Here is a 22,833-nt window from a genome sequence, read left to right on the forward strand (position 1 = left end):
GGGGTTTCCCCCGGCCGTTCGTGCATGAGAACCATACCGCACTCTGGGACCGCAGCAGGAACGGGGGACAATCGGCACATGGACAGTTCCGCAGACCGCGATCGTGATGCCGAGGGGCGGGCGCGCAACGCACGGCCCAGGGACGGGCTCGGCCGGCCGCTGCCCCATGACGCCGAGGGGGTGGCCCGCCAGCCGGAGGGCGTGACCAGGTCTCCTGAGGAGACGGTGCGGGAGGCGCAGCGGCTGCTCGACGCGGGGATGCCGTTCCACGCGCACGAGGTGTTCGAGGACGCGTGGAAGTCGGGCCCGGCCCAGGAGGAGCCGCTGTGGCGGGGGTTGGCGCAGCTCGCGGTGGGTCTGACGCATGCCGCGCGCGGCAATGCGAAGGGCGGGGCCTCGCTCCTCGATCGCGGCACGGGCTCGCTCGCCGAGTACGCGGCGCGCGACGGCGTACCGACGTACGGGATCGATCTGGCCGGGCTCGCCGTGTGGGCGCGGGAGTTGGCGGGCCGGCTGCCGGGCCCGGTCGACGCGGCGGCCGAGGCGCCCCGGATCACCCGCTGAGCAGGATCACTTCGAGGGTGCGGGGGCCGTGCACGCCTTCCACCCGGTCGAGTTCGATGTCGCTGGTCGCGGACGGGCCCGAGATCCAGGTCAGCGGGCGGCGCGGGTCGAGCCGGGACATGGCCTGCGGGACGGAGGCGACGACCTGGTCCGGGACCCGTACGACGCAGATGTGGTGGTCGGGCACGAGGGTGATCCGGCGGCGGCCCTGGCCCGGTCCCGCGTCCAGGACGATGGTGCCGGTCTCGGCGATGGCCAGGGCGCAGCCGGTGACCACGCTGTCGACGCGGTCGAGTTCGGCTGCCGTGGACCGCGGGGTGTCGTCGACGCGTACGGACGTGACACCCGACAGCCACTGCGGCGGCAGCCCGTCCGGCACCAGCACGCTCCGGGCCTCTCGTGCGGCCAGCGACGCGGCGATGAGGGGCGCCACCCCGGCCGCATCCGTGCGGTGCACGACGGCTCGGTAGTCGGCGAGGTTCTCGTGCAGCAGGTCGAGTACGGCCACGGGGTCGTCCGGGGTGTGGCTCGTCAGGTAGTCGCGGGTGGCGGCGGGGGCCGCCGGGGCGCCGTCGACGGCGGCGCGGACGCGGGCCAGGATGCGGTCGCGTGAGCTCATGCGCGGTTCTTCTTCCACCAGTCACGGAAGGGTTCTTCGGGGAGTTCCGGCAGGTCGCGGCTGTCCGTCCAGGCCTTCGCGCCCGGCGGTCGCTTCGGGTGCAGCGCGCGGGTCCTCGCCGCCGCCCGCTCCCCCGCCGCCATGACGGCGGGGCGGTCCATGGCCCAACTGGCCGCCTTCATCGCCGCCTTCTCCAGGCGGTGCCCCCGGCCGCCCTGGCCTGCGACCCTCTCCCGGAGGTGGACCAGGACTTCCGGGATGTCGATGGCGACCGGGCAGACCTCGTAGCAGGCGCCGCACAGCGACGAGGCGTACGGCAGCGAGGCGTCGATCTCGCTTGTCGTGCCCCGGAGTTGAGGGGTGAGGATGGCTCCGATGGGGCCCGGGTAGACCGATCCGTAGGCGTGGCCGCCGGCCCGTTCGTACACGGGGCACACATTCAGGCAGGCCGAGCAGCGGATGCAGCGCAGGGCCTGGCGGCCGGTGTCGTCGGCCAGCGCGTCGGTGCGGCCGTTGTCGAGCAGGACGAGGTGGAAGGTCTGGGGGCCGTCGCCGTCGGCGGTGCCGGTCCACATGCTGGTGTACGGGTTCATCCGCTCGGCCGTCGAGGAGCGCGGCAGGGTCTGGAGGAACACCTCAAGGTCCTGCCAGGTGGGGACCACCTTCTCGATGCCGACGACCGAGATCAGCGTTTCGGGGAGGGTCAGGCACATGCGGCCGTTGCCCTCGGACTCGAAGACGACCAGGGTGCCCGTGTCGGCGACCATGAAGTTGGCGCCCGAGACGCCCACCTTGGCCCGCAGGAACTTCTCGCGCAGGTGCAGCCGGGCGGCCTCGGCGAGATCGGCGGGCGTGTCGGTGAGCCCGTCGGGGGCTGGCCTGCCCCAACTGGCCATCTTTTCAAGGAAGATGTCGCGGATCTCGCCCCGGTTGCGATGGATGGCCGGGACGAGGATGTGCGAGGGCCGGTCGTCGCCGAGCTGGACGATGAGCTCGGCGAGGTCGGTCTCGTAGGCGTGGATGCCTTCGGCGGCGAGCGCCTCGTTGAGGCCGATCTCCTGGGTGGCCATGGATTTCACCTTGACCACCTCCGTCTCCCCCGTGGCCTTGATCAGTTCGGCGACGATGCGGTTGGCGTCCTCCGCGTCGGCGGCCCAGTGGACGGTGCCCCCGGCCGCGGTGACGGACTCCTCCAACTGCACCAGGTAGCGGTCGAGATGGCGCAGGGTGTGGTCCTTGATGCGCTTGCCCGCCTCCCGCAGTTGCTGCCAGTCGGCGAGTTCGGCGACCGCCTTGGCGCGCTTGTCGCGGATGGTGTGGGTGGCGTGGCGCAGATTGCCGCGCAGGGTGGTGTCGCGCAGGGCGTCGTGGGCTGCCCTCGGGAACGCAGGCATTCCGATGAAGGTGCCGCTCATACGTGGGGCTCCGCTTCCGTGCTGAGAAGGATCTCGGCGATGTGCAGCGCCCGCATCGGGGCGTCCTGGCGGTGGAGGATGCCGCCGAGGTGCATCAGGCAGGAGTTGTCGGCGCCGCACAGCACCTCGGCTCCGGTGGCGGCCGCGCTGCGCACCTTGTCGGTGCCCATCGCCGCGGAGACGTCCGGGTTCTTGACGGCGAAGGTGCCGCCGAAGCCGCAGCATTCCTCGGCGCCGGGCAGTTCGCGCAGCTCCAGGCCCTTGACCGCCTCAAGCAGTCTGCGCGGCCGGTCGCCGAGGCCGAGCAGGCGCAGGCCGTGGCAGGAGGGGTGGTAGGTGACAGTGTGCGGGAAGTACGCGCCGACGTCGGTCACGCCGAGCACGTCGACGAGGAACTCGGTCAGCTCGTACACGCGCGGTACGAGAGATTCCGCGACCCGGCCGAGCTCCGCGCCCCGGCCTTCGGCGGCCGCCTTGCGGGCGATGCGGGGATAGTTGTCGCGGACCATCGCCACGCAGGAGCCGGAGGGGGTGACGATGTGGTCGTAGCCCTCGAAGACCCGGCCCATCCGGCGCACCAGGGGCTCGGTCTCGTGCCGGTATCCGGTGTTGAACTGCGGCTGCCCGCAGCACGTCTGCCCGGCCGGGAAATCCACCTCGACCCCGAGCCGTTCGAGCAGCTTCACCGTCGCGATGCCGGTGGCCGGGTACACCGCGTCATTGACGCAGGTGACGAAGAGTGCGACTCGCATGGTCGGAGGATATGCCGCGCGGGTGGTTCACGGTAGGACCGTGATCAGCGGAGATTACGGCCGAATCGGGGCATCCACCGAGGAAGCAGTCCCGCAGACATCCGACAACTCCCCTGAGTCCAAAGGCAGTTGACGTCCCTCACCACACCAGCGGAAGTTCCTCCGGCGAGCGGTGGATCATCGTGGGGCGCATGACGACGGGTCTCTCCTCGGCAAGCCGCAACCCCGGCAGCCGCGAGGTCAGCAGTTCCAGGGTGACCCGGAGCTGTTCGCGGGCCAGCGCGTAGCCCGGGCAGCCGTGCACGCCGTACCCGAAGGCGAGGTGGCGCGCGGGCGGGCGGGTGATGTCGAAGACGTCGGGGCGTTCGTGGCGGCTCGGGTCGCGGTTGGCGGATCCGTACGCCACGAACACCACGGCCCCGACGGGAAGTTCGGTGCCGGACAGCACGACCGGGCGGGTGGTGATGCGGCGGAAGCCCTGGATCGGGCTGTCGTAGCGGGCGGCCTCCTCGACGGTGGCCGGGATCAACTCGGGCTTCTGGCACAGGAGTTCCCACTGCGTGGGGTGGTGCATCAGGTGCAGCAGCGTCGAGCCGATCAGGGCGCTCGTGGTGAGGTGCCCGGCGAGCAGGAAGTTCTGCAGGTGGGCGACCATCTCGTGGCGCTCGTCGAGCGTGAGCTCGGTGGCGGGCGGGTCGCCGCCCGGCGCGAGCGCGCTGATCAGCGTGGTGCACAGGTCGTCCTGAGGGTGGGCGTGCCGTTCCCGTACGTAGGTGTCGAGGAGGTGCTGCATCTCGACCACGTCGCGGGCCGCGGCGAGCTGGTCCTTCTCCGGCAGGGGTCGGAAGAGGAGCTGCTCGGCGCGGTAGCCGCCGTGCACGGCGAGCGGCACGTCTGCCTCGTCGAGGCCCATCAGGCGTCCGATCACCTGGCCGGGCAGTTTGAGCGCGAACTCCGCCATGAGGTCGGCCGAGCCGTGGCCGGCGAAGGCGTCGATCAGCGCGGTCGCGCGGTCCACCGCGTAGGGCACGACCGCGGCGACGCGGGAGGAGGTGAGGCCGTGCACGATCGGGGCACGCAGCCGCTGGTGGAGGGCTCCGTCGGAGCTGACCACGACGGGGCGGCCGCCGAATCCCCGGCCCATCTCGGCGAGCACCGTGGGCCCCGGCAGAACGTCGGGGCGCAGGGCGTTGGCGGAGGAGAACGCCTCGGGGCGGCGCAGGACTTCGCGTACGTCCGCGTCCCGGGCCACCAGCCAGGCGTCGAGCTCCGGCACGAAGGTCAGGCCCTCGGCGTGCCGGGCCCGCGCATAGTGCGGATAGGGGTCGCGCTGCAGCGCGTCGAGCCGAGCGTGCTCATGCCTGTCCACAGGCCCATCGTCTATGACGTCCGGCCACATCGGAAGAGTGCCGTACGGGCAGAACGTGGCGCTTTCGCCGCCGGGGCCCCGCTGGGGCCCGGCGGCGGGCGCGTGCTCCTCAGGCGATCCGGTCGAGCACCCCGATGAGGCGGGTGACGGTCGCGGCCATCGCCTGGCGGCCGACCGTCAGGTAGGTGCGGGCGTCCACCGCTTCGGGGTGGGCGGCGAGATAGGAGCGGATGGCGTCGGTCATGGCGATGTTCAGCGCGGTGCCGATGTTGACCTTGGCGATGCCGCCGGCCACGGCGGCCGACAGCGCGTCGTCCGGTACGCCGGAGGAGCCGTGCAGGACGAGCGGGACCCTCAGCGCGTCGTCGAGCCTGGCGAGGAGGGCGTGGTCCAGTTCGGCGGTGCGCGAGGTCATGGCGTGGGTGCTGCCGATGGCCACGGCGAGCGCGTCGACGCCCGACTCGGCGACGAACTGCCGCGCCTCGTCGGGGTCGGTGCGCGCGCCGGGCGCGTGCGCGTCAAGGGGCGCCTTGCCGTCCTTGCCGCCGACCTCCCCCAACTCGGCCTCGATCCACAGCCCTTGGGTGTGCGCCCAATCAGCGGCCGCCCTGGTCGCGGCCAGGTTGTCCTCGTACGACAGGTGGGCCGCGTCGTACATGGCGGAGCTGAAGCCGGCGTCGGCGGCCTGGCGCAGGAGTTCGTCCTGCTTGACGTGGTCGAGGTGGAGCGCGACCGGTACGGAGGCGGCTTCGGCGGCCGCGGCGGCGGCGCGGGCGAGCGGCAGGACCCGGCCGTAGCGGAACTTGACCACGTTCTCGCTGACTTGGAGGACGACCGGCGACTTGGCCGCCTCGGCGCCCGCGATGACCGCCTCGGCGTGCTCCAGCGTGATGATGTTGAAGGCCGCGACGGCGCGGCGTTTGGCGGCGGCCTCGGCGACGAGTGTGCCGGTCCGGGCGAGTGGCATCAGTGCTTCCCCTTCACCTGTGTCACGTTGTTCGGTCTCACGTCTCGCGCCCGCTCACGCGCCGTCGAGGATGACGGAGCGGGTGAGGTGGCGCGGCCGGTCCGGGTCGAGTCCGCGGGCGGCCGCGACGGCGACGGCGAGGCGCTGGGCGCGGACGAGTTCGGCGAGCGGGTCGAGGCGGCCCTCGATCCACAGCGCACCGGTCGCGGCCACCTGCTCGGCCAGCCCTTCGGGGGCTTCGCCGAACATCCAGGTGGCGGTCGTGGTGGTGGAGATGCTGATGGGGCCGTGGCGGTACTCCATCGCCGGGTAGGCCTCGGTCCAGGACAGCGACGCCTCGCGCATCTTGAGGGCGGCTTCCTGGGCGAGGCCGTTGGTCCAGCCGCGGCCGAGGAAGCTGAACTGGGTTGATTCCACGAGGCCTTCGGGCAGCGGCTCGGCGAGCGCGGTGCGGGCGTCGGCGACGGCCTGCTCGGTGTGCAGCCCGAGGTGGGCGCGGAGCAGCGTGAACGCGGTGGTGGCGAAGCGGGTCTGGACGACCGACTCCTCGTCCGCGAAGTCGAGCACCATGATGTCGTCGGCGGCCCGCATCACCGGCGTGGCGGGGTCGGCCGTGACGGCGGTGGTACGGGTCCGGCCGCGCACCTGCGCGAGGAGGTCGAGCACCTCGGTGGTGGTGCCGGAGCGGGTCAGCGCGACGACCCGGTCGTAGGTGCGCGAGGCGGGGAATTCGGAGGCGGCGAAGGCGTCGGTCTCACCGAGGCCCGCGCTCTCGCGGAGCGCGGCGACGGCCTGCGCCATGAAGAAGGAGGTGCCGCAGCCGACGACGGCGACGCGCTCGCCGGGGGCCGGCAGGGCGTCCTTGTGCTGGAGGGCCAGTTCGGCCGCCCGCTTCCAGCATTCGGGCTGACTGCTCAGTTCGTTCGCGACATGGCTCATGCCGGGCTCCCACCCTCTGAAATCTGACACTCTCTGGATCTGACGCGCCACATGCTTGTTTCTGCAAAATATAGCTCGATTTCGAGCACGATCAAGCATCTGACCGTGCGCTAAGGTCATTACGGACGGTTACCGGTACGAAGAATGGAGGGCGCGGATGTCTCGCGATGCCCGCTGGCAGGCGCTCCTCGAACTGCTCGTGGAACAGGGCCGCCTGGACGTCGACGAGGCGGCGACCGCCCTCGGGGTCTCGGCCGCGACGATCCGCCGCGACTTCGACCAGCTCGCCGAGCAGCAGATGCTGGTGCGCACCCGGGGCGGCGCGCTCGTCCACGGCGTCTCCTACGAGCTGCCCCTGCGCTACAAGACGGCGCGCCAGGCCTCGGAGAAGCAGCGCATCGCGAAGGCGGTGGCGGATCTGGTCGCCCCCGGCGAGGCGGTCGGCCTGACCGGCGGCACCACGACGACGGAGGTCGCCCGCGCACTGGCCGTGCGGCCCGAACTGGCCACCGGATCACCGGCGTTGACGATTGTCACGAACGCGCTCAACATCGCCAACGAGCTGGCGGTGCGGCCTCAATTCAAGATCGTGGTGACCGGCGGGGTGGCCCGTCCGCAGTCGTACGAGCTCACGGGGCCCCTCGCGGGCGGGGTGCTGAACCAGATCACGATGGATGTGGCGGTGCTCGGCGTCGGCGCCTTCGACGTGACGCACGGGGCCTCGGCGCACGACGAGGACGAGGCCGGCATCAACCGGCTGCTGTGCGAGCGGGCGCAGCGGGTCGTCGTGGCCGCGGACTCGACGAAGCTGGGCAAGCGGACGTTCGCCCGGATCTGTGCGACGTCGCAGGTGGGCACGCTGGTGACGGACACCGCGGTCTCGCAGGAGACGGTGGCCGAGTTCACCGAGGCCGGGGTGACGGTGCTCGCGGTCTGAGCGGGGAGGGGCAGCAGTCTCTCCCGGAGCACCTCCAACTGGCTTGCGGCAGCGCCGAGTTGGGCCCGGTCAGCCGATCCGCAGCGCCGGGAGGATGACCGACTCAAGGAGTCCCGGCAGCGTGTCCTCGCCGCGGAAGCGGTCCTCGAAGAGGCGCTCGACACGCAGCATGCCCATGATCATGGGGGCGACGTACCCGATCGCCGGGTTGTCCGCCGCCACCTCCCCGCGCTCGACGCCGCGCCGGAGCATCGCGTCGAGGGCGGCGATCTCGGGGTTCAGGACGGTCTCGCGCAGGGCTTCGCGCAGGTCCGGGTGCTTGATGTAGGCCTGGCCGACAGCTTCCATGAGCGCGGTGTCGGGGCCCTCGCGCCGGCCGACCGCCCGGGCCGCCTCGCGCAGGTCCCCGGCGAGGGTGCCGGTGTCGATGCCGGTGAAGAACGAGCAGCGGTTCCTGCCCAGGGCGGCGGTGACGAGCAGCGACTTGCTCTTCCACTGCCGGTACAGGGTGGCCTTGCCGCACTTGGTGCGCGCGGCCACGCCCTCCATCGTGACGGAGTCGTAGCCACCCTCTCTGAGCAGGTCGAGCACCGCGTCGTACAGCTCCAGCTCGCGCTCGGGGCTGATCTTGCTGCGGCGGGCAGCGGCCGTGGCGGCCTGCGTCGACATCGTTCCCTCCGGAGAAAAACAAGGGGTGCTCCTGCACGTACGAGAGTAGGCTCCGCTCAACCGAGACGCAAACGTATCGAGACGTTTGCGTCTCGATGAGTTTCGATCTAGCCTTCCTACGTTTGCTTGTGTTTTTTCCACGTATCGATCCAGGTTCAAAGGGGCCGGAGAATGTTTGCCGGTATAACCACGGGGACGCGTCGCCAGACCCGTCCCGCCGGACCGGAGACGACCGCTTCCCGGCCGCCCCTGGTACGCGAGCTGCTGCTCGTGACCGCGCTCTTCCTCGTGTACAAGTTCGGCCGCCGGCTGGCCAACGGACACGAGGCGAGTGCCTTCGACAACGCCGACCGCGTCTGGAGCTGGGAGCGCGCGCTGCACCTGCCCGGCGAGGGCTCCGTGCAGCATCTGCTGCTGCACGGCGACACCCTCGTCAAGGACGCGAACACCTTCTACGCGACGGTGCACTTCCCGGCCACGGTGGCCTTCCTGGTCTACCTGTACCTGCGCCGCCCGGGCCACTACCTGTGGTCGCGCCGGGTGCTCGCGGGGCTCACGGCCGCCGCCCTGGTCCTGCACATCACGGTCCCGCTCGCCCCGCCGCGCATGCTCACCACGGCCGGACTCGTCGACACCGCACAGGTCTACGGGCCCTCCGTGTACGCCGCGACGCCGGACAACGACGCCATGGCGAACCAGTTCGCGGCGATGCCCTCGCTGCACTTCGGCTGGGCCCTGATGGTCGCGATCGGCATGATCATGGCGACCCGGAGCCGCTGGCGCCGGCTGTGGCTGCTGCACCCGGCGCTCACCCTGTTCGTGGTCGTCGGCACCGCGAACCACTACTGGCTGGACGCGATCGTGGCCACCGCGCTGCTGGGGGCGGTGCTGTACTTCGTGCCGTCGCCGAAGCAGCCCGCAAGGTTGCCTGCGGCATCCAAGGCGGGTCGGCAGGCTCCCGCCTCGGAGCAGGCATCCGGGGCTCCGCAGACCCCCGCCGCTCAGCCCGCCCTCGCGTCCCAGCAGGCACCCTCGCCCCAGCTCTCCGAGGCCGTGCGATGAACGAATCCGCGCTGCTCGCCATCCTGCTCTCGCTCGCCTCGGCCGCCGGCTACGCGCTGGCCGCCGTCGGGCAGTCCCGGCTCGCCGCTCAAGGTGGCGGCGGTATCGGGCAATTGCTCACCCGCCCGCTGTGGTGGTGGGCGGTCGGCCTCAACGCGGCCGGCGCCCTCATGCACGTGGCCGCGCTCCACTACGGCCCGCTCACCCTGGTCCAGCCGCTCGGCGCACTCACCCTGGTCGCCGCGCTGCCGCTCTCCGCGTACTACGAGCGGCGGCGCGTCACCCGGCGTGAATGGCGCGGCGCGGCGTGGACGCTGGCCGGGCTCACGGGCCTGATCGCGGTCACCGGTCCCGCGAGCCCCGGCGACGCGCTCAGCCTGCGCGAGGCGCTCGCCATCGCCGCGGCCACCGCGCTGCTGCTCGCCTTCCTCGTACGGGCCGGGGCGCACTCCGCACGCGGCGGCGGCCTCGGCCATGCCACCGCGTCCGGCGTCGCCTCGGGCGTGGCGTCCGCGCTGACCCAGACCGTCACCGCGTCGCTGGCCCGCGAACTGCCCGGGGGCCCGCTGAACTGGTGGCAGACCGCCCTGCTCGCGGTGCTCGTCGCGACGTTCGCCGTCGGCGGGCTGCTGCTCTCGCAGGCCGCCTACCGCGGAGGCCTGGCCGCCCCGCTGGCCGTGGTGAACCTCGCCAACCCGGCGGCGGCCGCGGTGATCGGGGTCGCGCTGCTCGGCGAGAGCTTCCACGGCGGACCGCTCGGCTGGCTGGTCGCCGCCGCGTCGGCGGGCGTCGCCGCCCGCGGCGTGCTCATGCTGACCGGCGCGACGCCCGCGGAACTCCCCGCGCCTGTGCCCGCGCCCCTGCCCACCGACCTGTCGGCCCCCGAGCCGGCCGTCCGCATCACCGCCTGAGGGCACCCGCCTCAGGCGTCCAGCGTGATCGCGTCCTTGGCGCGCTCCACGGATTCCTCGGCGGCCGGACCACCCGGGTTCTCGGTCGCCAGCGCCTGGTTGAGCTCCACGAAGGGCCGCAGGCGCGCCTCGTACTCCGCGAAGGCCGCACGGTGCTCACCGCCCGTGCGGCCGAGCGCGTCCGAGAGGACGTACGCGCCGACCAGCGCGAGGCTGGTGCCCTGGCCGGAGAGCGGCGAGGCGCAGTACCCGGCGTCGCCGAGCAGCACGGCCCGCCCGCGCGACCAGTGGTCGAGCCGGATCTGGGCCATGGCGTCGGAGTAGAAGTCGGGCGCCTCCCAGAGCGCCTTCAGGAGCCGTGGCGTCTCCCAGCGCAGCGCGCCCATCCGCTCGGCTACCTCCCGCTTCAGCGCGCCGGGACCCCGGGTCTCGGGGTCGAACGGCCCGGACGCGAAGCCGAAGGTGACCCTCAGCTCGCTGTTGTCGCGCACCGGGTAGATCCCGTACCCGGCGTCGCCGTCGCGCTGCCAGAGCTGCCAGTTGTCCAGGCCGAGGAAGTTCTCCGCGCTGAAGATCGCGAGATGCGTGCCGAGGTGGTGCAGGAAGTCCGCCTCGGGGCCGAAGACGAGCCCGCGCACCGTCGAGTGCAGCCCGTCGGCCCCCACCACGAGGTCGAACGTACGGGACGCGCCGTGCGCGAAGTCGACGCGGACGCCGTGCTCGTCCTGGTCCAGCGCGGTGATGCGGTCCCCATAGATGAACTCGGCCTGCCCATGGGCGAGTTGCTCCAGCATGCCGATGAGGTCCTCGCGCAGCAGCTCGACGTCCCCGCTGTCGAGGCGGCCGCTGCTGAACGTGGCCTCGGTCGACCGGTGGAGCTCGTCGCCGTCGGCGTCGAGCACGGACATGCCCCGCATGCGGGTGGCCGCCGCACGCACCGGGCCGAGCAGTCCCATCCGCTCCACGACGTCGAGCGCCACTCCTCGGATGTCGACCGCCTGGCCGCCCGGCCGAAGCCCCGGGGCACGCTCGACGACGGTCGGCGCGAAGCCGCCCCGACGCAGCCAGTACGCCAGCGCACAGCCGGCGACTCCGGCGCCGGAGATGAGGACGGTCTTCATGGCGAACTCCTTGGATGGGCGGGATGAGTGAGATGAGCGATGCAAATACGGTGTACGCGAACTGAATGTACGACGTACTCTCACCTCCGCCAACCGCCCTTTCCCCGCAACTGAGCTAGGACAGACAGCGGTCTGACCTGGCTATTCGCTGCTAACCCTCTGCACTAGTACAGGCAGCGCGGCCGTCCAAAAGAATTGCGCGGCCGCCGACGGGAAGGACGTACGGGGCATGGCCGTGCAGAGCGAACCGCCCTACCTGCGGATCGTCGCCGAGATCCGGCGGCGCATCACGAGCGGCGAGCTCGCGCCGGGCGACCGGGTGCCCTCGACCCGGGGCATCGTCAAGGAGTGGGGCGTCGCGCTCGCCACGGCCACCAAGGTGCTCACCACCCTGCGCCTCGAAGGATTCGTGGAGACACTCCCCCGGGTCGGCACCGTGGTCAGGGACCACGCCCCGGTACCGCCGGCGAAGGCACGTACGAGGCCCGAGCAGGATCTGACGCGCCATCGGATCGTGCGGGCCGCCATGGACATCGCGGACAGCGAGGGCCTGGCCGCGCTGTCGATGCGCGGGGTGGCGGCCCGGCTCGGGGTCGCCGCGATGTCGCCGTACCGGTATGTCGGCAGCAAGGACGACCTGGTGCTCCTGATGGCCGACGCGGCGTTCGGTGGGGCCCGCTATCCGGCCGTGCCGCCGGACGGCTGGCGGGCGCGGCTCGAACTCGGCGGCCGGACGCTCTGGTCACTGTTCCGCGCGCACCCATGGCTGGCTCAACTCACCCCGCTCACCCGGCCGTTGCTGCTTCCCAACCTCATGACGCACGCCGAGTGGGCGCTGGCCGCGCTCGACGGGCACGGGCTCGACCCGGTCACCATGATGGACGTGCACGTGCTCCTGTACAGCTATGTGCAGGGGCTCGCGGTCGGCCTGGAGCAGGAGGCGCAGGCCGCGGCCGCCACCGGGGTGAGCGAGGACGGGTGGATGGAGCAGCAGGCCGCGGCGCTCACCTCCCTTGTGGCGTCCGGGAGATACCCGGTCTTCAGTCGGGTCACGGCGGCCCTTGCGGACGGGTACGAGGTGCGGTTCGACGAGCTCTTCGAGTTCGGGCTCGGCCCGCTGCTCGACGGCTTCGCGACCGTCATCGAGGGCGGGCGGCCGGGACCGGCGCCGGGGTGAGCCCCTTGGGCAGCGGGACCAGCCGGCCGCCCCTGACCCGGGCCTTCTGCGCGAAGCCGCCGTCGTGCCGCTCGCCGACGCCGTAGCCGTTGGGCACCGCCTTGTCGCCGGGCGCGAACGAGGCGTGCGTGGACGGCTCTTGCCCCAGCCTTCCTCCGCGCGTGCGGAGGGGCCGTACCGGACGGCTCACGGTACGGCCCCCGACCCGGTAGCGGACGGTCAGGTCACGCGATCTCGACGGAGAAGCCGTGGCCGGTGGACTGCGACGGCGTCTTGACCTCCGTCACCCCGGTCACGGGATCGAAGTACCAGCCCGTGCCCGCCGCGGCGAGCTCCGCCGCGGAGCCGTAGCGGTGCAGCCGGTTCCCGCCGAGGGCGACGACCGAGGGAGCCGCCTTGGTGTGGACGGTGAAGCGGTACGAGCGCGTGGCCGGCTTGCCCTGGTAACTGCCCACGCTGGCACCGACGTTGAGGACCGCGGCGCGTCCGGCCGAGGTGACCTGGACCCACTGGGTGGCCGAAGCGCCCTTGGCGAACTGCCGGGTGACGCCGTCGTCCTCGTACAGCGTGTAGGAGGACGAGCCGAGCTGCGGGTAGATGTCGTAGTCCAGCTCGCCCTTGTCCCGGGTCTGCCAGGACGTCGTGCCCTTCGGCCACATGGGCACGATCGAGCCGCCCTTCACGAACAGCGGGAGGGTGTCGAGCGGGGCCGCGTAGTTGTCGATGGTCGTCGGGCCCTGGTAGGTCCTGCCCGTCCAGTAGTCGGTCCAGGTGCCCTTGGGCAGATAGATGCCGTTGCGGACGCTGGTGTCGCTGTAGACCGGGGCGACCAGGAAGTCGGGTCCGGCCAGGAACTCGTACTTGGCGTTCGCACCCAGGGTGCCCGGATCGTCCGGGTACTCCAGGGAGAGCGGGCGGACCGCGCCTACGCCGGTCTTGGTGGCGTCCTTGGAGAGCCCGTACATGTACGGGATGAGCCGCTCCTTCAGCTGGAGGTACTTGCGGTTGATGGAGGCGTACGGCTCACCGTCGAGCCAGGGCTGCTGGTCGGCGGCCTTGCCGGTGGTGAGGTCCTTGGCCCAGCCGTCCATCGTCATGATGGCGGGCAGGAAGGCCTTCCACTGGAGGTCGCGGGTGTACATCTTCGGGTCGTGGCCGAAGATGCTGCCGACATCGCCCGTGTTGTACGCGATGCCGGAGAGCGTGGCACCCGCGTAGGTGGGGATCTGCCAGCGCAGGTAGTCCCAGCTGAGCTTCTGGTCACCGCTCCACAGGACGCCGCAGCGCTGAGCGCCGGACCAGGACACGGGCAGCCACACGAAGCCGCGCGCGTCGCTGTTGTCCTCGATGCCGGCCTTCGCCTGGTCGCAGGCGTTCAGGGCGAAGCCGTAGCCGTTGCCGACCCAGGCGACGTCCAGTTTCGCGACCCGCTGGCCCGCCTTGACCTGGTCGGCGAGTTTGTCGAGGCCGTCCTGGGTCCACAGGCCGAGCTGGGCGTTGTGGGCCTGGAGGCCCTTGCCGGTCTCGGCGAGGTTCTCGTAGCCGCAGCCGTAGCCGTCGTTGACGAGCATCCAGCCGAGCGGCAGCTGGTTCTGGGTGTAGCCGTCGGCGACCTTGAGCGCGTCCAGGGTGTGCCGCTCGCCCCGGTTGGCGTTGTGCAAGTAGCAGTCGGAGTCGCCCGGTTCGAGCCCGTACACCGGCGGCATGAACGGCTTACCGACCAGGGAGGTGTACTTGCCGATGACGGACTTCACGTCACCGGTGAAGTAGTAGGCGTCCAGCCGCCGTTCCTGCTGTCCGGTGCGCACCCGAGGCCCGAAGTCGTACACGCCCGGTGTGAAGGTGTTGCGGAACACCCCGTATCCGGCGGAGGAGATGTAGAAGGGCTGGGAGTTGTTCCAGCCGCCCTCGTTCCAGTTGGTGTTGTTGCCCACGTTCATGACTTGGTCGCGGTGCGAGAAGCTGCCGTTCTGCTCGCCGCCGCCGAAGAACTGCTCGTCGGCGCCGCGGGTCAGGCTCTGCCGCATGCCGCCGGAGGTCCAGCGCAGCGGGTCGGCCTCGGACCAGATCACGGTCCTGTTGTCGCCCTTGTAGAGCGCGAAGCGGAGCGGCTTCTTGTAGACACGCAGGACGACGTCCTTGCTCCGGACGCCGTAATAGGAGCCCGCGTCAAAGGACTTGGTGTCCTTCTGCGGCTTCGGCCCGGTCTGGATCATGTGGCTGCCGGGCGGGTCGGTGAAGGTCCCGTCCGGGGCGGCGCGCAGCCTCATCGTGTCGTCGGCGAGGAAGTCGACGCGGGCCTTGAGCGCACCGGCGGCGATGTCGTACGTGCCGTCCTTGCCGCCGAAGGCCGTGAGGTTCCCGGCGTCGGTCGGCTCGGGCAGATACGCCTTGCCCGTGAACGAGTTGTGGTGCACGTCGTACGGGACGACGACCACGTGGTACGTCCCCGACGCCTTCGGGATGACGGTCGCCTCGGGGTCGGCGGTGCCGGCGCTGGAGGCGACCTGTTTTCCGGCGTCGTCGTAGATGTACATGTCGAAGTCGTCGGTGGGGGTGGCCCATTGGATGGAGACGGGCACACCGCCCTCCGGGTTGTCGTCCCACTGGCCGGCCGGCGGCTTCACCGTCAGGTCGAAGCGGGCACAGACCGCCCCGTCGGGGTCCTGCGCGGGCGCCGGGCACTTGTCCGGCGAGTCGACCGTGCCCTTCTCGTACACCGGGCTCTGCCAGGTCAGGGACTTGGTGCCACTGTCCAGGACGCCGCCGGGCGGCGTCGCGCCCTCGGCGTGGGCGGCGGGGACGGCCAAGGCGGTGAGGCCGAGCGCGAGCGCCGAGAACACGGCGACGGCGGGCCTTCGGGGCGGGTGGGAGCGATGCCAGGGGGTCCGCAAGGGTTCGTTCTCCGTTCGTACCGAGCAACAGCCGGGCGCGGCGTGCGCGTTCATGCTTGGAACAGTGGAGTTTCGAGCATCAAGATTCACCTTGGGGCGGGTGCATGTCAACGCCTGTGGCGCTTGAGGTACCCGACTTCCCTGCGGATCCGGCAGTTGGGCACCTGCCGGGTGGCCGGTCGTACGCCGGTTCCGCCGACGGCCATGGACGCGGATCTCGTTACGTTGCCGGCCTCCGGCCCGGGCCCCTTGCGGGAAACGGCGGGCGGAGGCCGGCACGGGTGATCACGGCAGGACGAACCAGTCCATCCCGAGCGCCGCGGCGAGGCCCACCACGAGGAGCCAGGAACCAAGGCGGGTGCGTCCGTTGCGACTCAGCTCGATGACCACGCCGCACAGGATCAGGGCAAGGCCGTACACCCCGACGACGAGCACGGAGGAACGCGTCGCAAGCCGCACGACGAGGATCACCCCCATCGCCGCCATGAGCACCCCGGCGGCGACCATGCGAATACGGCGGGCCTGCCGCGGGGCCATGCCCTGCCGCTCGGCCTCGTCGGCGGGGCCCTCGGAGGGCTCGGGTGACTCCAACCCCTCGTCAGGATCGGTGACTTGGGAGCTCTGCGCTTCCTCGGAGTGTGCGGGTTGCTCAGCGCGTCCTGGGGCTTCCCGGGCCTCGGCCCCGGCGGCCTCCGGGGCTTTGGCAGGCTTCGGGATCCCGGCGCGTCCAGCAGCTTCGGCTGCCTCGGGGGCAGCGTCGGCTTCCGCGCACTCCGCATCCCGGTCGGCACCCTCGGCTTCCCCACCCCGCCGCTGCGGGGCCCGCTCGGCCGTAGGCCGGTTCGGGGCCTGGTTCGGTACCGTCGCTTCTGCCACGCGGGACGCACCCCCCGCTTCCGGGGTCGCGTCCACCGCTTGTTCCTGATCCGAGGTGCTCATGAGCCCGGATCGTAATCGCTCACCCCGTTACGGTGTTCCACCCAGGTCACGGCCGCGCCACACCTCGACGTGAGCCCCCTCACAGGCCGTCACCTGCCGGTCGCGCGCCGGGCCCCGCCACCTGCGGCGCTCCCGCTGCGCGCGGATCACCGTGCGACAGCGGGCGACGCGCTGTCAACTCACCGTTATCTTCTCGGACGTTGACCCCAATAGCAGGGCGAAATACTCTTCCTCCATGTTCTCTACGGGGGTAGAGCACCGCTCTTGGCAGCGATGGGCGAGAGGTCGACGGGCGAAGAACGCCGATCATTGTGCCGATCCGCGGCCCGGTCGATTCACCGGGCACATCTGATCCACTCGCCGGGCCCGCACGGCCCGTCATCGTGGATTCCGCTTTTTTGCACGCAGCACGGGGGAAGCACGTTGAAAGTTCGCCTGCTCGGGTCCCTTGAATTGACCGACGGACACATCACGTTCAAGATTCCCGGCGAAAAACTCAGGGCGCTCGTGGCCGTACTCGCCCTTTCGCCCGACCGTCCGGTGTCCCGGAACGACCTCATCGACGAACTGTGGGGAGAGGAACTCCCGCGCAACGCCGAGAACTCCTTGCAGGGTCATGTGGCCCGGCTTCGCCGCGTCATCGAATCCCGTACGGGCCACGACGGTCTGCGGGAACTGATCCGCACGTCCAGTTTCGGCTACGCCCTCGCGCTCGCGGAGAGCGACGTCGACGCCTCGCTGTTCGAGGCACTCGTCCGCGAGGCGACCGCCCTTGGCCGGAGCGACCCGGACCGGTCGGTGCGGCTGCTCACCGAGGCGCTCTCGCTGTGGCGCGGGCCCGCGCTGCTCGACGCCGGGCAGGGCCTGATCAGCCGCATGGCGTACACCCGGCTCACCGAGATCAGGCTCACCGCGTACGAGCACCTCTTCGACGCCGAGCTCGCCCTGGGGCTGCACCGGGAAGTCATCACGGAACTCCAGCAGTTGCACGCGCAGTACCCCTTGCGGGAGTGGTTCTGCGAGCAGCTGATCACCGCCCTGTACCGCTCGGGGCGCCAGGCCGAGGCGCTGGACGCCTACCACCGCACCCGGCAGCGGCTCTCGCACCACCTGGGCCTTGAGCCCGGGGAAGCGCTGCGGGCCAGGTTCCAGGGCATCCTGCGCCAGGAGCCGGTGCCCGCCGGACGCTGACTGAACACCCCGTATTTCAGAGGGAGTTGGTGACGCGAAGGAGCTGCCGGACCGCGCCCGCCCTGGCCCTCCCCTGGAAGGCCAGGTACTCGGGCAGGACCAGCTGGGGCGCCCATTTCTCCTTGTACGCCAGCTGGCTCGCGGCGGGGTACACCTTCGCGCCGTGCGCGGCGAGCTGCCGCAGTAGCCAGGCCGTGGGCCGGCTGGCGGAGGGCGCCTCGTGTTCGGGCGCGAGTCCGGTGAACGGGGTGAAGCCGAGGTGCAGCCACTCGGCGCCCTCCGCCCGGAAGGCCTCCACGGCCGTCAGGTTGATCGCCTCAAGGACGCCCGGCGCGGCCCCCGGCAGCCGGCGGCTGAGGTCGTGCAGCAGACCGGCGCGCTTGCCGAAGGCCGGAGCGTACGAGATGTAGGCGACGAGTTCGCCGCCGATCCGGCCGGCGAACAGCCGGCGGTGCGCCTGCCCGGGTCCGCCGAGCTGGCCCACGAGGAACTCGATCTCCTTGACGTGGCGCCCCTTGCCGCGCAGCCACTGCCCATCGACGGTCCGGACGCCCCCGGCGATGCGCTCGTACGGCACTTCGGCCACCTCAAGACCGCTGCGGCGCGCCCGCGACACCTTGTTCCGCAGTTTCACGAACCGTGAGCCCTTGAGCCCGAATTCGGGAAGGTGCAGGGAGTAGGAGGCGCCGACCTGATTCACGGTGAATCCGCAGCGCTCGTAAAGAGCTACGTCCTCGCTCTGCACCTGGACGGCCACGACCGTGCTCCGGCGCGCCCGCGCGAAATCGAGGAATCCGTGCAGGAGTTCCTCCCGCGTGTGCTCCGGCGCGAACGCTCCGCCGAACTGCATCAGATACTTCCCGGCACTCCGATAGGCGATCACACCCGCACTGCCGGGCACGGTGAAGTACTCATTTCCCGTGTTCATCGCCAGAAACGCGCTGGGATTGTCCGCGTAGTCCTGAAGTTGCTGCAGAACGTCGTCAATGGCAAGGACATGACCGGTCATCGAAGCTCCTCCCCTGGCCGTCCGGAGAATCGTCCCACCGCGCCGTGCCGAATTCCCTGAAGCCGCCGTCTCAGTGCCGTCTCAGGTGCTTCTCAGCCAGGGCTGAGAAATTTACCGCGAAACATTCAAGCAATTCCGCCGCGCGGTGTGGGGCGGACGTAAACGGGGGCCTGGCGTGACCGGAATATCAGCGAAATCGCGTGCACTGCTGCATCCCGACGACGTGCTGCTCGCCAAGGGGGCGCGCTCCTACGGCTCGTACGTGGCGGGGAAGAGCGTGCCGGGTGAGGAGTGGGTGTACGTCGTCGACTCGTCGGCCCTCCTCGACGACGCGTTCACCAGTCTCACGCTCAAGCGGAAGCTGGAGAAGGGCTGGACGCCGATCGGGCCGCTGCCCGGCTCGATCGTCGCCCGCGTGGCCAAGGCCTCCGCCGGCACGGTCGAGGAGGCCCTCGAAGCGGCCGCGGGCGCCGCCGCCGAGTGGGGGGCGATGCCGCTGGACGTACGCCTCGACGAGGTCTGCGGACTGCTGCGCGAGCGGATCGCCGAGCGCACCGACGAGATCATCGAGGTGCTCGTCCAGGAGGGCCACCCGCTGGCGCTTGCCCGCTGGGAGGTGTCCGGGATGCTCCAGTGCTGGAGCCCGGAGTCGATCGGGTTCTACCACTCGCAAATGATCCAGGAGTTCCGGCACGGGGTGCGCGAGATCTCCGTGCGGCGCAGGCCGGACGGGGTGGTGTGTCTCAACCCGCCGCAGAACGCCCCGATGGCCAGCGCCCTGCTCGGCGTGTACTCGATCTTCGCGGGCAACGCCCTGCTGGTACGGGCGCCGCGCAGCGGCCCGCTCGGCGTGATGTACGCCCTGCAGGAGCTGGTCGCCCCCGTCCTCGACGAAGTGGGCGCGCCGCCCGGCACGCTCGGCGTGGTGTGCGGGGACCCGGGGCCGATGCTGAACTCCTGGCTGGCCAGTGAGCACGTCGACGACATCATGTATTTCGGCGGCAGCGAGAGCGGCATCCGGTTCCAGGAGCGCTGCATCGCGGCCGGAAAGAAGCCGATTCTGGAACTCGCCGGCAATGACATCGTGACCGTCTGGAAGGACGCCGATGTCGAGCTCGCCGCCGAGGCGCTCACCGAGGGTTTCTACGGTTCCGGCCAGCTCTGCATGATCCCCAACCAGGTGGTGGCCCACCCCGACGTCGCCGACCGTCTGGTGGCCGAACTGGCCCGCCAGGCCCAGCGGATCAGGCCCGGCCGCGCGAGCGACGAGGGGGTGCTGCTCACCCCGGTGCTGCGCAACGAGAAGTTCTTCGAGTGCCTCGACGACGCTCTGGCCCACGGCGCCGAGCTGGTCTGCGGCGGTCATGCCATGGAGCTCGACGGCACGCGGGACGCGAACGGCATCTTCCTGGAGCCGACCGTGGTCCGCTTGAACGGGCTCGCCCGGGCGCGGCGGGTGCAGGCGGTGCGCCACGAGACGTTCTTCCCGCTGCTCCCGGTCGTCGTGGCCGAACCGGCCGAGGACGACGAGCTGTTGGCGTCGTTCATCGACTTCGTGAACACCAACTGGTACGGGCTGCGCAACTCGCTGTGGGCCAAGGACCGCGCGGTGATCGACCGGTTCGTGGCCCGGGTCACCGAGGGCGGGCTGCTCAAGGTCAACGACTCGCACATCGGGTTCCTGCCCTATCTGCCTTCGCACGGCGGCACCGGCCTGACCGGCGGTGTGTTCGGCGAGGCCAACTACCCGATGCTGCGCACCACCCATGTGCAGGGCGTCAGCGTCGCACCCGGCGGGATCCGGCCCCGGGACGCCGTGTTCGGCACCGGCAGCAGTGCGGCCTGAGGAGGATCCGATGCGTTCGACACAACGGGCCGCGGAGGTCTGCGAGCGATTCCTGCCCGGGCTGCTCGGCAAGCTCGCCGACATCCCGCTGAGCGAACTGGAGGCGCCGGGCAGCCCGGCCCTCGCCCACTTCAAGGCGTGCCAGGGTCCGAGTCTGGTGATCCCGGAGGCGTACCAGGGCGCGGGCGCCACGCCGTTGGAAGCGCTCTCGGCGGTGCGGGCCATCGCGGCGGTCTCGCCCTCGCTCGCCGTGGGCACCACGATGCACCACTTCTCGGTGGCAACGCTGTTCACGCTCGCCGACAGCATGAAGAGCAGCGGCATGGAGTGGGCGCTTCTCGAAGGCATCGCCGAGCAGGGGCTCCTGGTCTCGTCGGGCTTCGCCGAGGGGCGCCCCGGCCAGGGCATCCTGTCGCCGACCATGACCGCGGCGAAGGCCGAGGGCGGCTATCTCATCAACGGATCGAAGAAGCCGTGCAGCCTGGCGCACTCCATGGATCTGCTCACCGCGTCCGTGGCGCTGCCCACCGATTCCGGCCCCGAGATGGCCGTGCTGCTGGTGCCGCGCGGCACTGCGGGCCTCACCGTGCACCCGTTCTGGAAGAGCTGGGCGCTGGCGGGCGCGGAGAGCGACGAGGTGCGGCTCACGGATGCCTTCGTGCCCGAACAGCTCGTCGTGCGGCCGGAGTTGGGGGGAGTCGGGGAGCTGGACGAGCTCCAGACGGTCGGCTTCATCTGGTTCGAGCTGCTGATCTCGGCCTCGTACCTGGGCATGGCCGGCGCCCTGGTGGAGAGGGCGCACGCCTCGGGCCGGGGCAGCGCCTCCGACCGGGCCGAGCTGTTCACGGCGTACGAGAGCGCCGGGCTGCTCCTGGAGGGCGTGGCCCGGATGCTCGGCGACGGCGAGCGCGGCAACGAGGCGCTCGCCAAGACGCTGGTGGCCCGGTACGCGGCGCAGGACGCCCTCGGCGTGGCCGTGCGGCGGGCGGTGGAGGTGCTCGGCGGCATGGCGTTCATCGGCTCGTCCGACGTCGCCTATCTCGCTGCGGTCTCGCACGGGCTCGCCTTCCACCCGCCCTCGCGGGCGAGCTTCGCGGCGCCCTTCCTCGACCACGTCGACGGCCGCCCGCTGCGGCTGGCCTGAAGGGGGTGGTGACGATGACGGTCACGACAACGCCGGTCAGGGAACTGCCCGACCGGGAGGCCCTTGGCCGCCTGTACCGGGCCCGGCTCAGCAAGGGACGCGCGACGCTCGGCGAGATGTTCGGCGGCCATGTGGAGGTGGCGTCCGAGGGGGCCTGGGTCACCACGGCCGAGGGCCGCAAGTTCCTCAACTGCGGGGGCTACGGCGTCTTCATCACCGGCGCGAAGCACCCCACGGTGATGCGCCACGTACGGGAGCAGTTGGAGCGGCATCCGGTGTCGACGCGGCTCTTCATGGAGCCGCAGATCGCCCTCGCCGCCGACGCCCTGGTGTCCGTCGCCCCGCCCGGCCTCGAACGGGTGCACTTCGCGGGGTCGGGCGCCGAGGCGGTGGAGGCCGCGATCAAGGTGGCCCGCACGCGCGGCCGCACCCGGCTCGTCTCGATGGCGGACGGCTACCACGGCAAGACGATGGGCGCGCTCAGCCTCACCGGCAAGGACGTCTTCCAGGACCCCTTCCGGCCGCTGCTCCCGTCGGTCACGCATGTGCCGTACGGGGATGTGGAGGCCCTGCGCAAGGAGCTCGCGGGCTGCCCGGGCGAGGCCTGCGTCTTCGTCGAACCGGTGCAGGGCGAGGCGGGCGTCGTCATTCCGCCGCCCGGCTATCTGGGCGCGGTCGAGAACGCCTGCCGCGAGTACGGAGCGCTGCTCGCCGTCGACGAGATCCAGACCGGCCTCGGCCGGCTCGGCACCTGGTGGGGCTGCGGGCCCGAGGGGGTGCGCCCCGATCTGCTGCTCGTCGGCAAGGGGCTCAGCGGCGGCGTGGTCCCGGTGTCCGCGGTGATCGCGACACCGGAGGTGTTCGGCGCCTTCGACCGCGACCCGTATCTGCACACCTCGACGTTCTCGGGCGCGCCCCTGGCGATGGCCGCCGCGCGCGGCGCGATCGCCGCGCTGCGCGAGGACAACCTGGTCGGGCGGGCGCGCATCCTGGGCGAGGAGATCCTGCGGGTCGTCGGCCGGATCGTACGCGGCCACTACGGAACGGTCGTGCGCGAGGTGCGCGGGCGCGGACTGATGCTGGGCATCGAGTTCACGGAGCCGGGCCCGGCGGGCGACCTGCTGATCGAACTGATCCAGCACGGCGTCATCGCCAACCACTCACTCAACTCCCATCTGGTCCTGCGGCTCACCCCGCCCGCGATCCTGTCCCGCGGCGATCTGGACTTCCTGTACGAGGCGGTGGACCGGGCCTGCCGGGCCCAGGCCGCCCGCTACACCCCGATCCCTGAAAGTGGCTGAGACAACC

Annotated in this window: 21 protein-coding genes; 9 read left to right on the top strand and 12 right to left on the bottom strand. The window is 71.2% G+C overall.

The genetic code is table 11. The features are described 5' to 3' along the window. Window positions 1-78 precede the first annotated feature (78 nt). On the top strand, window positions 79-564 hold the full coding sequence (locus tag OHA17_RS05085) for a DUF309 domain-containing protein (RefSeq protein ID WP_406504422.1): 486 nt from the start codon (window positions 79-81) through the stop codon (window positions 562-564). On the opposite strand, the gene OHA17_RS05090 is transcribed toward OHA17_RS05085, so the two are convergent. The 6 genes from OHA17_RS05090 to OHA17_RS05115 all read right to left on the bottom strand — a co-directional run bounded on the left by OHA17_RS05090 (window position 554) and on the right by OHA17_RS05115 (window position 6,625). Next, window positions 554-1,183 (bottom strand): lactate utilization protein C, encoded by a 630-nt coding sequence (locus OHA17_RS05090; RefSeq protein WP_406504424.1) that lies wholly within the window; start codon window positions 1,181-1,183, stop codon window positions 554-556. The genes OHA17_RS05085 and OHA17_RS05090 overlap by 11 nt on opposite strands. After that, entirely contained in the window at window positions 1,180-2,598 is a 1,419-nt protein-coding gene (locus OHA17_RS05095) for a LutB/LldF family L-lactate oxidation iron-sulfur protein (RefSeq protein WP_406504426.1), read from the bottom strand. Before OHA17_RS05095 ends, OHA17_RS05090 begins: the two co-directional genes overlap by 4 nt. Beyond that, on the bottom strand, window positions 2,595-3,350 hold the full coding sequence (locus tag OHA17_RS05100) for a (Fe-S)-binding protein (protein WP_406504428.1): 756 nt from the start codon (window positions 3,348-3,350) through the stop codon (window positions 2,595-2,597). The genes OHA17_RS05095 and OHA17_RS05100 overlap by 4 nt, the downstream gene beginning before the upstream one ends. A gap of 139 nt (window positions 3,351-3,489) precedes the next feature. After that, window positions 3,490-4,719, bottom strand: a complete 1,230-nt coding sequence (locus OHA17_RS05105; RefSeq protein WP_406504430.1) for a cytochrome P450 — start codon at window positions 4,717-4,719, stop codon at window positions 3,490-3,492. A 109-nt stretch (window positions 4,720-4,828) separates the two neighbouring features. Next, complete coding sequence (locus tag OHA17_RS05110) at window positions 4,829-5,686, bottom strand: ketose-bisphosphate aldolase (RefSeq protein ID WP_406504432.1); 858 nt, start codon at window positions 5,684-5,686, stop codon at window positions 4,829-4,831. A 54-nt stretch (window positions 5,687-5,740) separates the two neighbouring features. After that, window positions 5,741-6,625: an SIS domain-containing protein gene (locus OHA17_RS05115; RefSeq protein WP_406504434.1), complete on the bottom strand. Its 885-nt coding sequence runs from the start codon at window positions 6,623-6,625 to the stop codon at window positions 5,741-5,743. Window positions 6,626-6,782: 157 nt separating this feature from the next. Here OHA17_RS05115 and OHA17_RS05120 point away from each other — a divergent pair, with 157 nt between their 5' ends. Beyond that, window positions 6,783-7,562, top strand: coding sequence for a DeoR/GlpR family DNA-binding transcription regulator (locus OHA17_RS05120; RefSeq protein WP_398872764.1), 780 nt, complete (start codon window positions 6,783-6,785; stop codon window positions 7,560-7,562). Between the two features lie 69 nt (window positions 7,563-7,631). Here OHA17_RS05120 and OHA17_RS05125 read toward each other — a convergent pair whose 3' ends face one another. Beyond that, complete coding sequence (locus OHA17_RS05125; RefSeq protein WP_053730962.1) at window positions 7,632-8,231, bottom strand: TetR/AcrR family transcriptional regulator; 600 nt, start codon at window positions 8,229-8,231, stop codon at window positions 7,632-7,634. 171 nt (window positions 8,232-8,402) lie between these two features. Between OHA17_RS05125 and OHA17_RS05130 the strand changes: the two genes are divergently transcribed. Further along, the gene (locus OHA17_RS05130; protein WP_406504437.1) at window positions 8,403-9,293 is read left to right on the top strand and encodes a phosphatase PAP2 family protein; all 891 of its coding nucleotides are present in this window, start codon (window positions 8,403-8,405) and stop codon (window positions 9,291-9,293) included. Beyond that, window positions 9,290-10,204, top strand: coding sequence for a DMT family transporter (locus OHA17_RS05135; RefSeq protein WP_398872759.1), 915 nt, complete (start codon window positions 9,290-9,292; stop codon window positions 10,202-10,204). The genes OHA17_RS05130 and OHA17_RS05135 overlap by 4 nt, the downstream gene beginning before the upstream one ends. An 11-nt stretch (window positions 10,205-10,215) precedes the next feature. On the opposite strand, the gene OHA17_RS05140 is transcribed toward OHA17_RS05135, so the two are convergent. Then, a complete protein-coding gene (locus OHA17_RS05140) occupies window positions 10,216-11,325 on the bottom strand; it encodes an FAD-dependent monooxygenase (RefSeq protein WP_406504439.1) in 1,110 nt (369 codons plus the stop codon). Between the two features lie 229 nt (window positions 11,326-11,554). On the opposite strand from OHA17_RS05140, the gene OHA17_RS05145 reads away from it, so the two are divergent. Continuing rightward, a complete protein-coding gene (locus OHA17_RS05145; protein ID WP_406504441.1) occupies window positions 11,555-12,502 on the top strand; it encodes a TetR/AcrR family transcriptional regulator C-terminal domain-containing protein in 948 nt (315 codons plus the stop codon). Here OHA17_RS05145 and OHA17_RS05150 read toward each other — a convergent pair. The 3 genes from OHA17_RS05150 to OHA17_RS05160 all read right to left on the bottom strand — a co-directional run bounded on the left by OHA17_RS05150 (window position 12,465) and on the right by OHA17_RS05160 (window position 15,987). Continuing rightward, window positions 12,465-12,692 (bottom strand): hypothetical protein, encoded by a 228-nt coding sequence (locus OHA17_RS05150; RefSeq protein WP_406504443.1) that lies wholly within the window; start codon window positions 12,690-12,692, stop codon window positions 12,465-12,467. The genes OHA17_RS05145 and OHA17_RS05150 overlap by 38 nt on opposite strands. A gap of 34 nt (window positions 12,693-12,726) precedes the next feature. Continuing rightward, window positions 12,727-15,396 carry a TIM-barrel domain-containing protein gene (locus OHA17_RS05155; RefSeq protein ID WP_406504445.1) on the bottom strand — a complete coding sequence of 890 codons (2,670 nt, stop codon included), beginning with the start codon at window positions 15,394-15,396 and terminating at the stop codon, window positions 12,727-12,729. Between the two features lie 285 nt (window positions 15,397-15,681). Continuing rightward, a complete protein-coding gene (locus tag OHA17_RS05160) occupies window positions 15,682-15,987 on the bottom strand; it encodes a hypothetical protein (RefSeq protein WP_406504447.1) in 306 nt (101 codons plus the stop codon). An 801-nt stretch (window positions 15,988-16,788) separates the two neighbouring features. On the opposite strand from OHA17_RS05160, the gene OHA17_RS05165 reads away from it, so the two are divergent. After that, window positions 16,789-17,526: a BTAD domain-containing putative transcriptional regulator gene (locus tag OHA17_RS05165; RefSeq protein ID WP_406504449.1), complete on the top strand. Its 738-nt coding sequence runs from the start codon at window positions 16,789-16,791 to the stop codon at window positions 17,524-17,526. 16 nt (window positions 17,527-17,542) lie between these two features. On the opposite strand, the gene OHA17_RS05170 is transcribed toward OHA17_RS05165, so the two are convergent. After that, entirely contained in the window at window positions 17,543-18,535 is a 993-nt protein-coding gene (locus OHA17_RS05170; RefSeq protein ID WP_406504451.1) for a phosphatidylglycerol lysyltransferase domain-containing protein, read from the bottom strand. A 184-nt stretch (window positions 18,536-18,719) separates the two neighbouring features. Between OHA17_RS05170 and OHA17_RS05175 the strand changes: the two genes are divergently transcribed. From OHA17_RS05175 to OHA17_RS05185, 3 genes are read left to right on the top strand one after another with little or no spacing between them, the layout of a single operon-like run. Next, a complete protein-coding gene (locus OHA17_RS05175; protein ID WP_406510635.1) occupies window positions 18,720-20,381 on the top strand; it encodes an aldehyde dehydrogenase family protein in 1,662 nt (553 codons plus the stop codon). Between the two features lie 10 nt (window positions 20,382-20,391). After that, window positions 20,392-21,525 carry an acyl-CoA dehydrogenase family protein gene (locus tag OHA17_RS05180; RefSeq protein WP_406504453.1) on the top strand — a complete coding sequence of 378 codons (1,134 nt, stop codon included), beginning with the start codon at window positions 20,392-20,394 and terminating at the stop codon, window positions 21,523-21,525. A 14-nt stretch (window positions 21,526-21,539) separates the two neighbouring features. After that, the gene (locus OHA17_RS05185) at window positions 21,540-22,826 is read left to right on the top strand and encodes an aspartate aminotransferase family protein (protein ID WP_406504455.1); all 1,287 of its coding nucleotides are present in this window, start codon (window positions 21,540-21,542) and stop codon (window positions 22,824-22,826) included. The last annotated feature ends 7 nt before the right edge of the window (window positions 22,827-22,833 follow it).

Source organism: Streptomyces sp. NBC_00212, from assembly GCF_045206365.1.
Classification (GTDB): domain Bacteria; phylum Actinomycetota; class Actinomycetes; order Streptomycetales; family Streptomycetaceae; genus Streptomyces.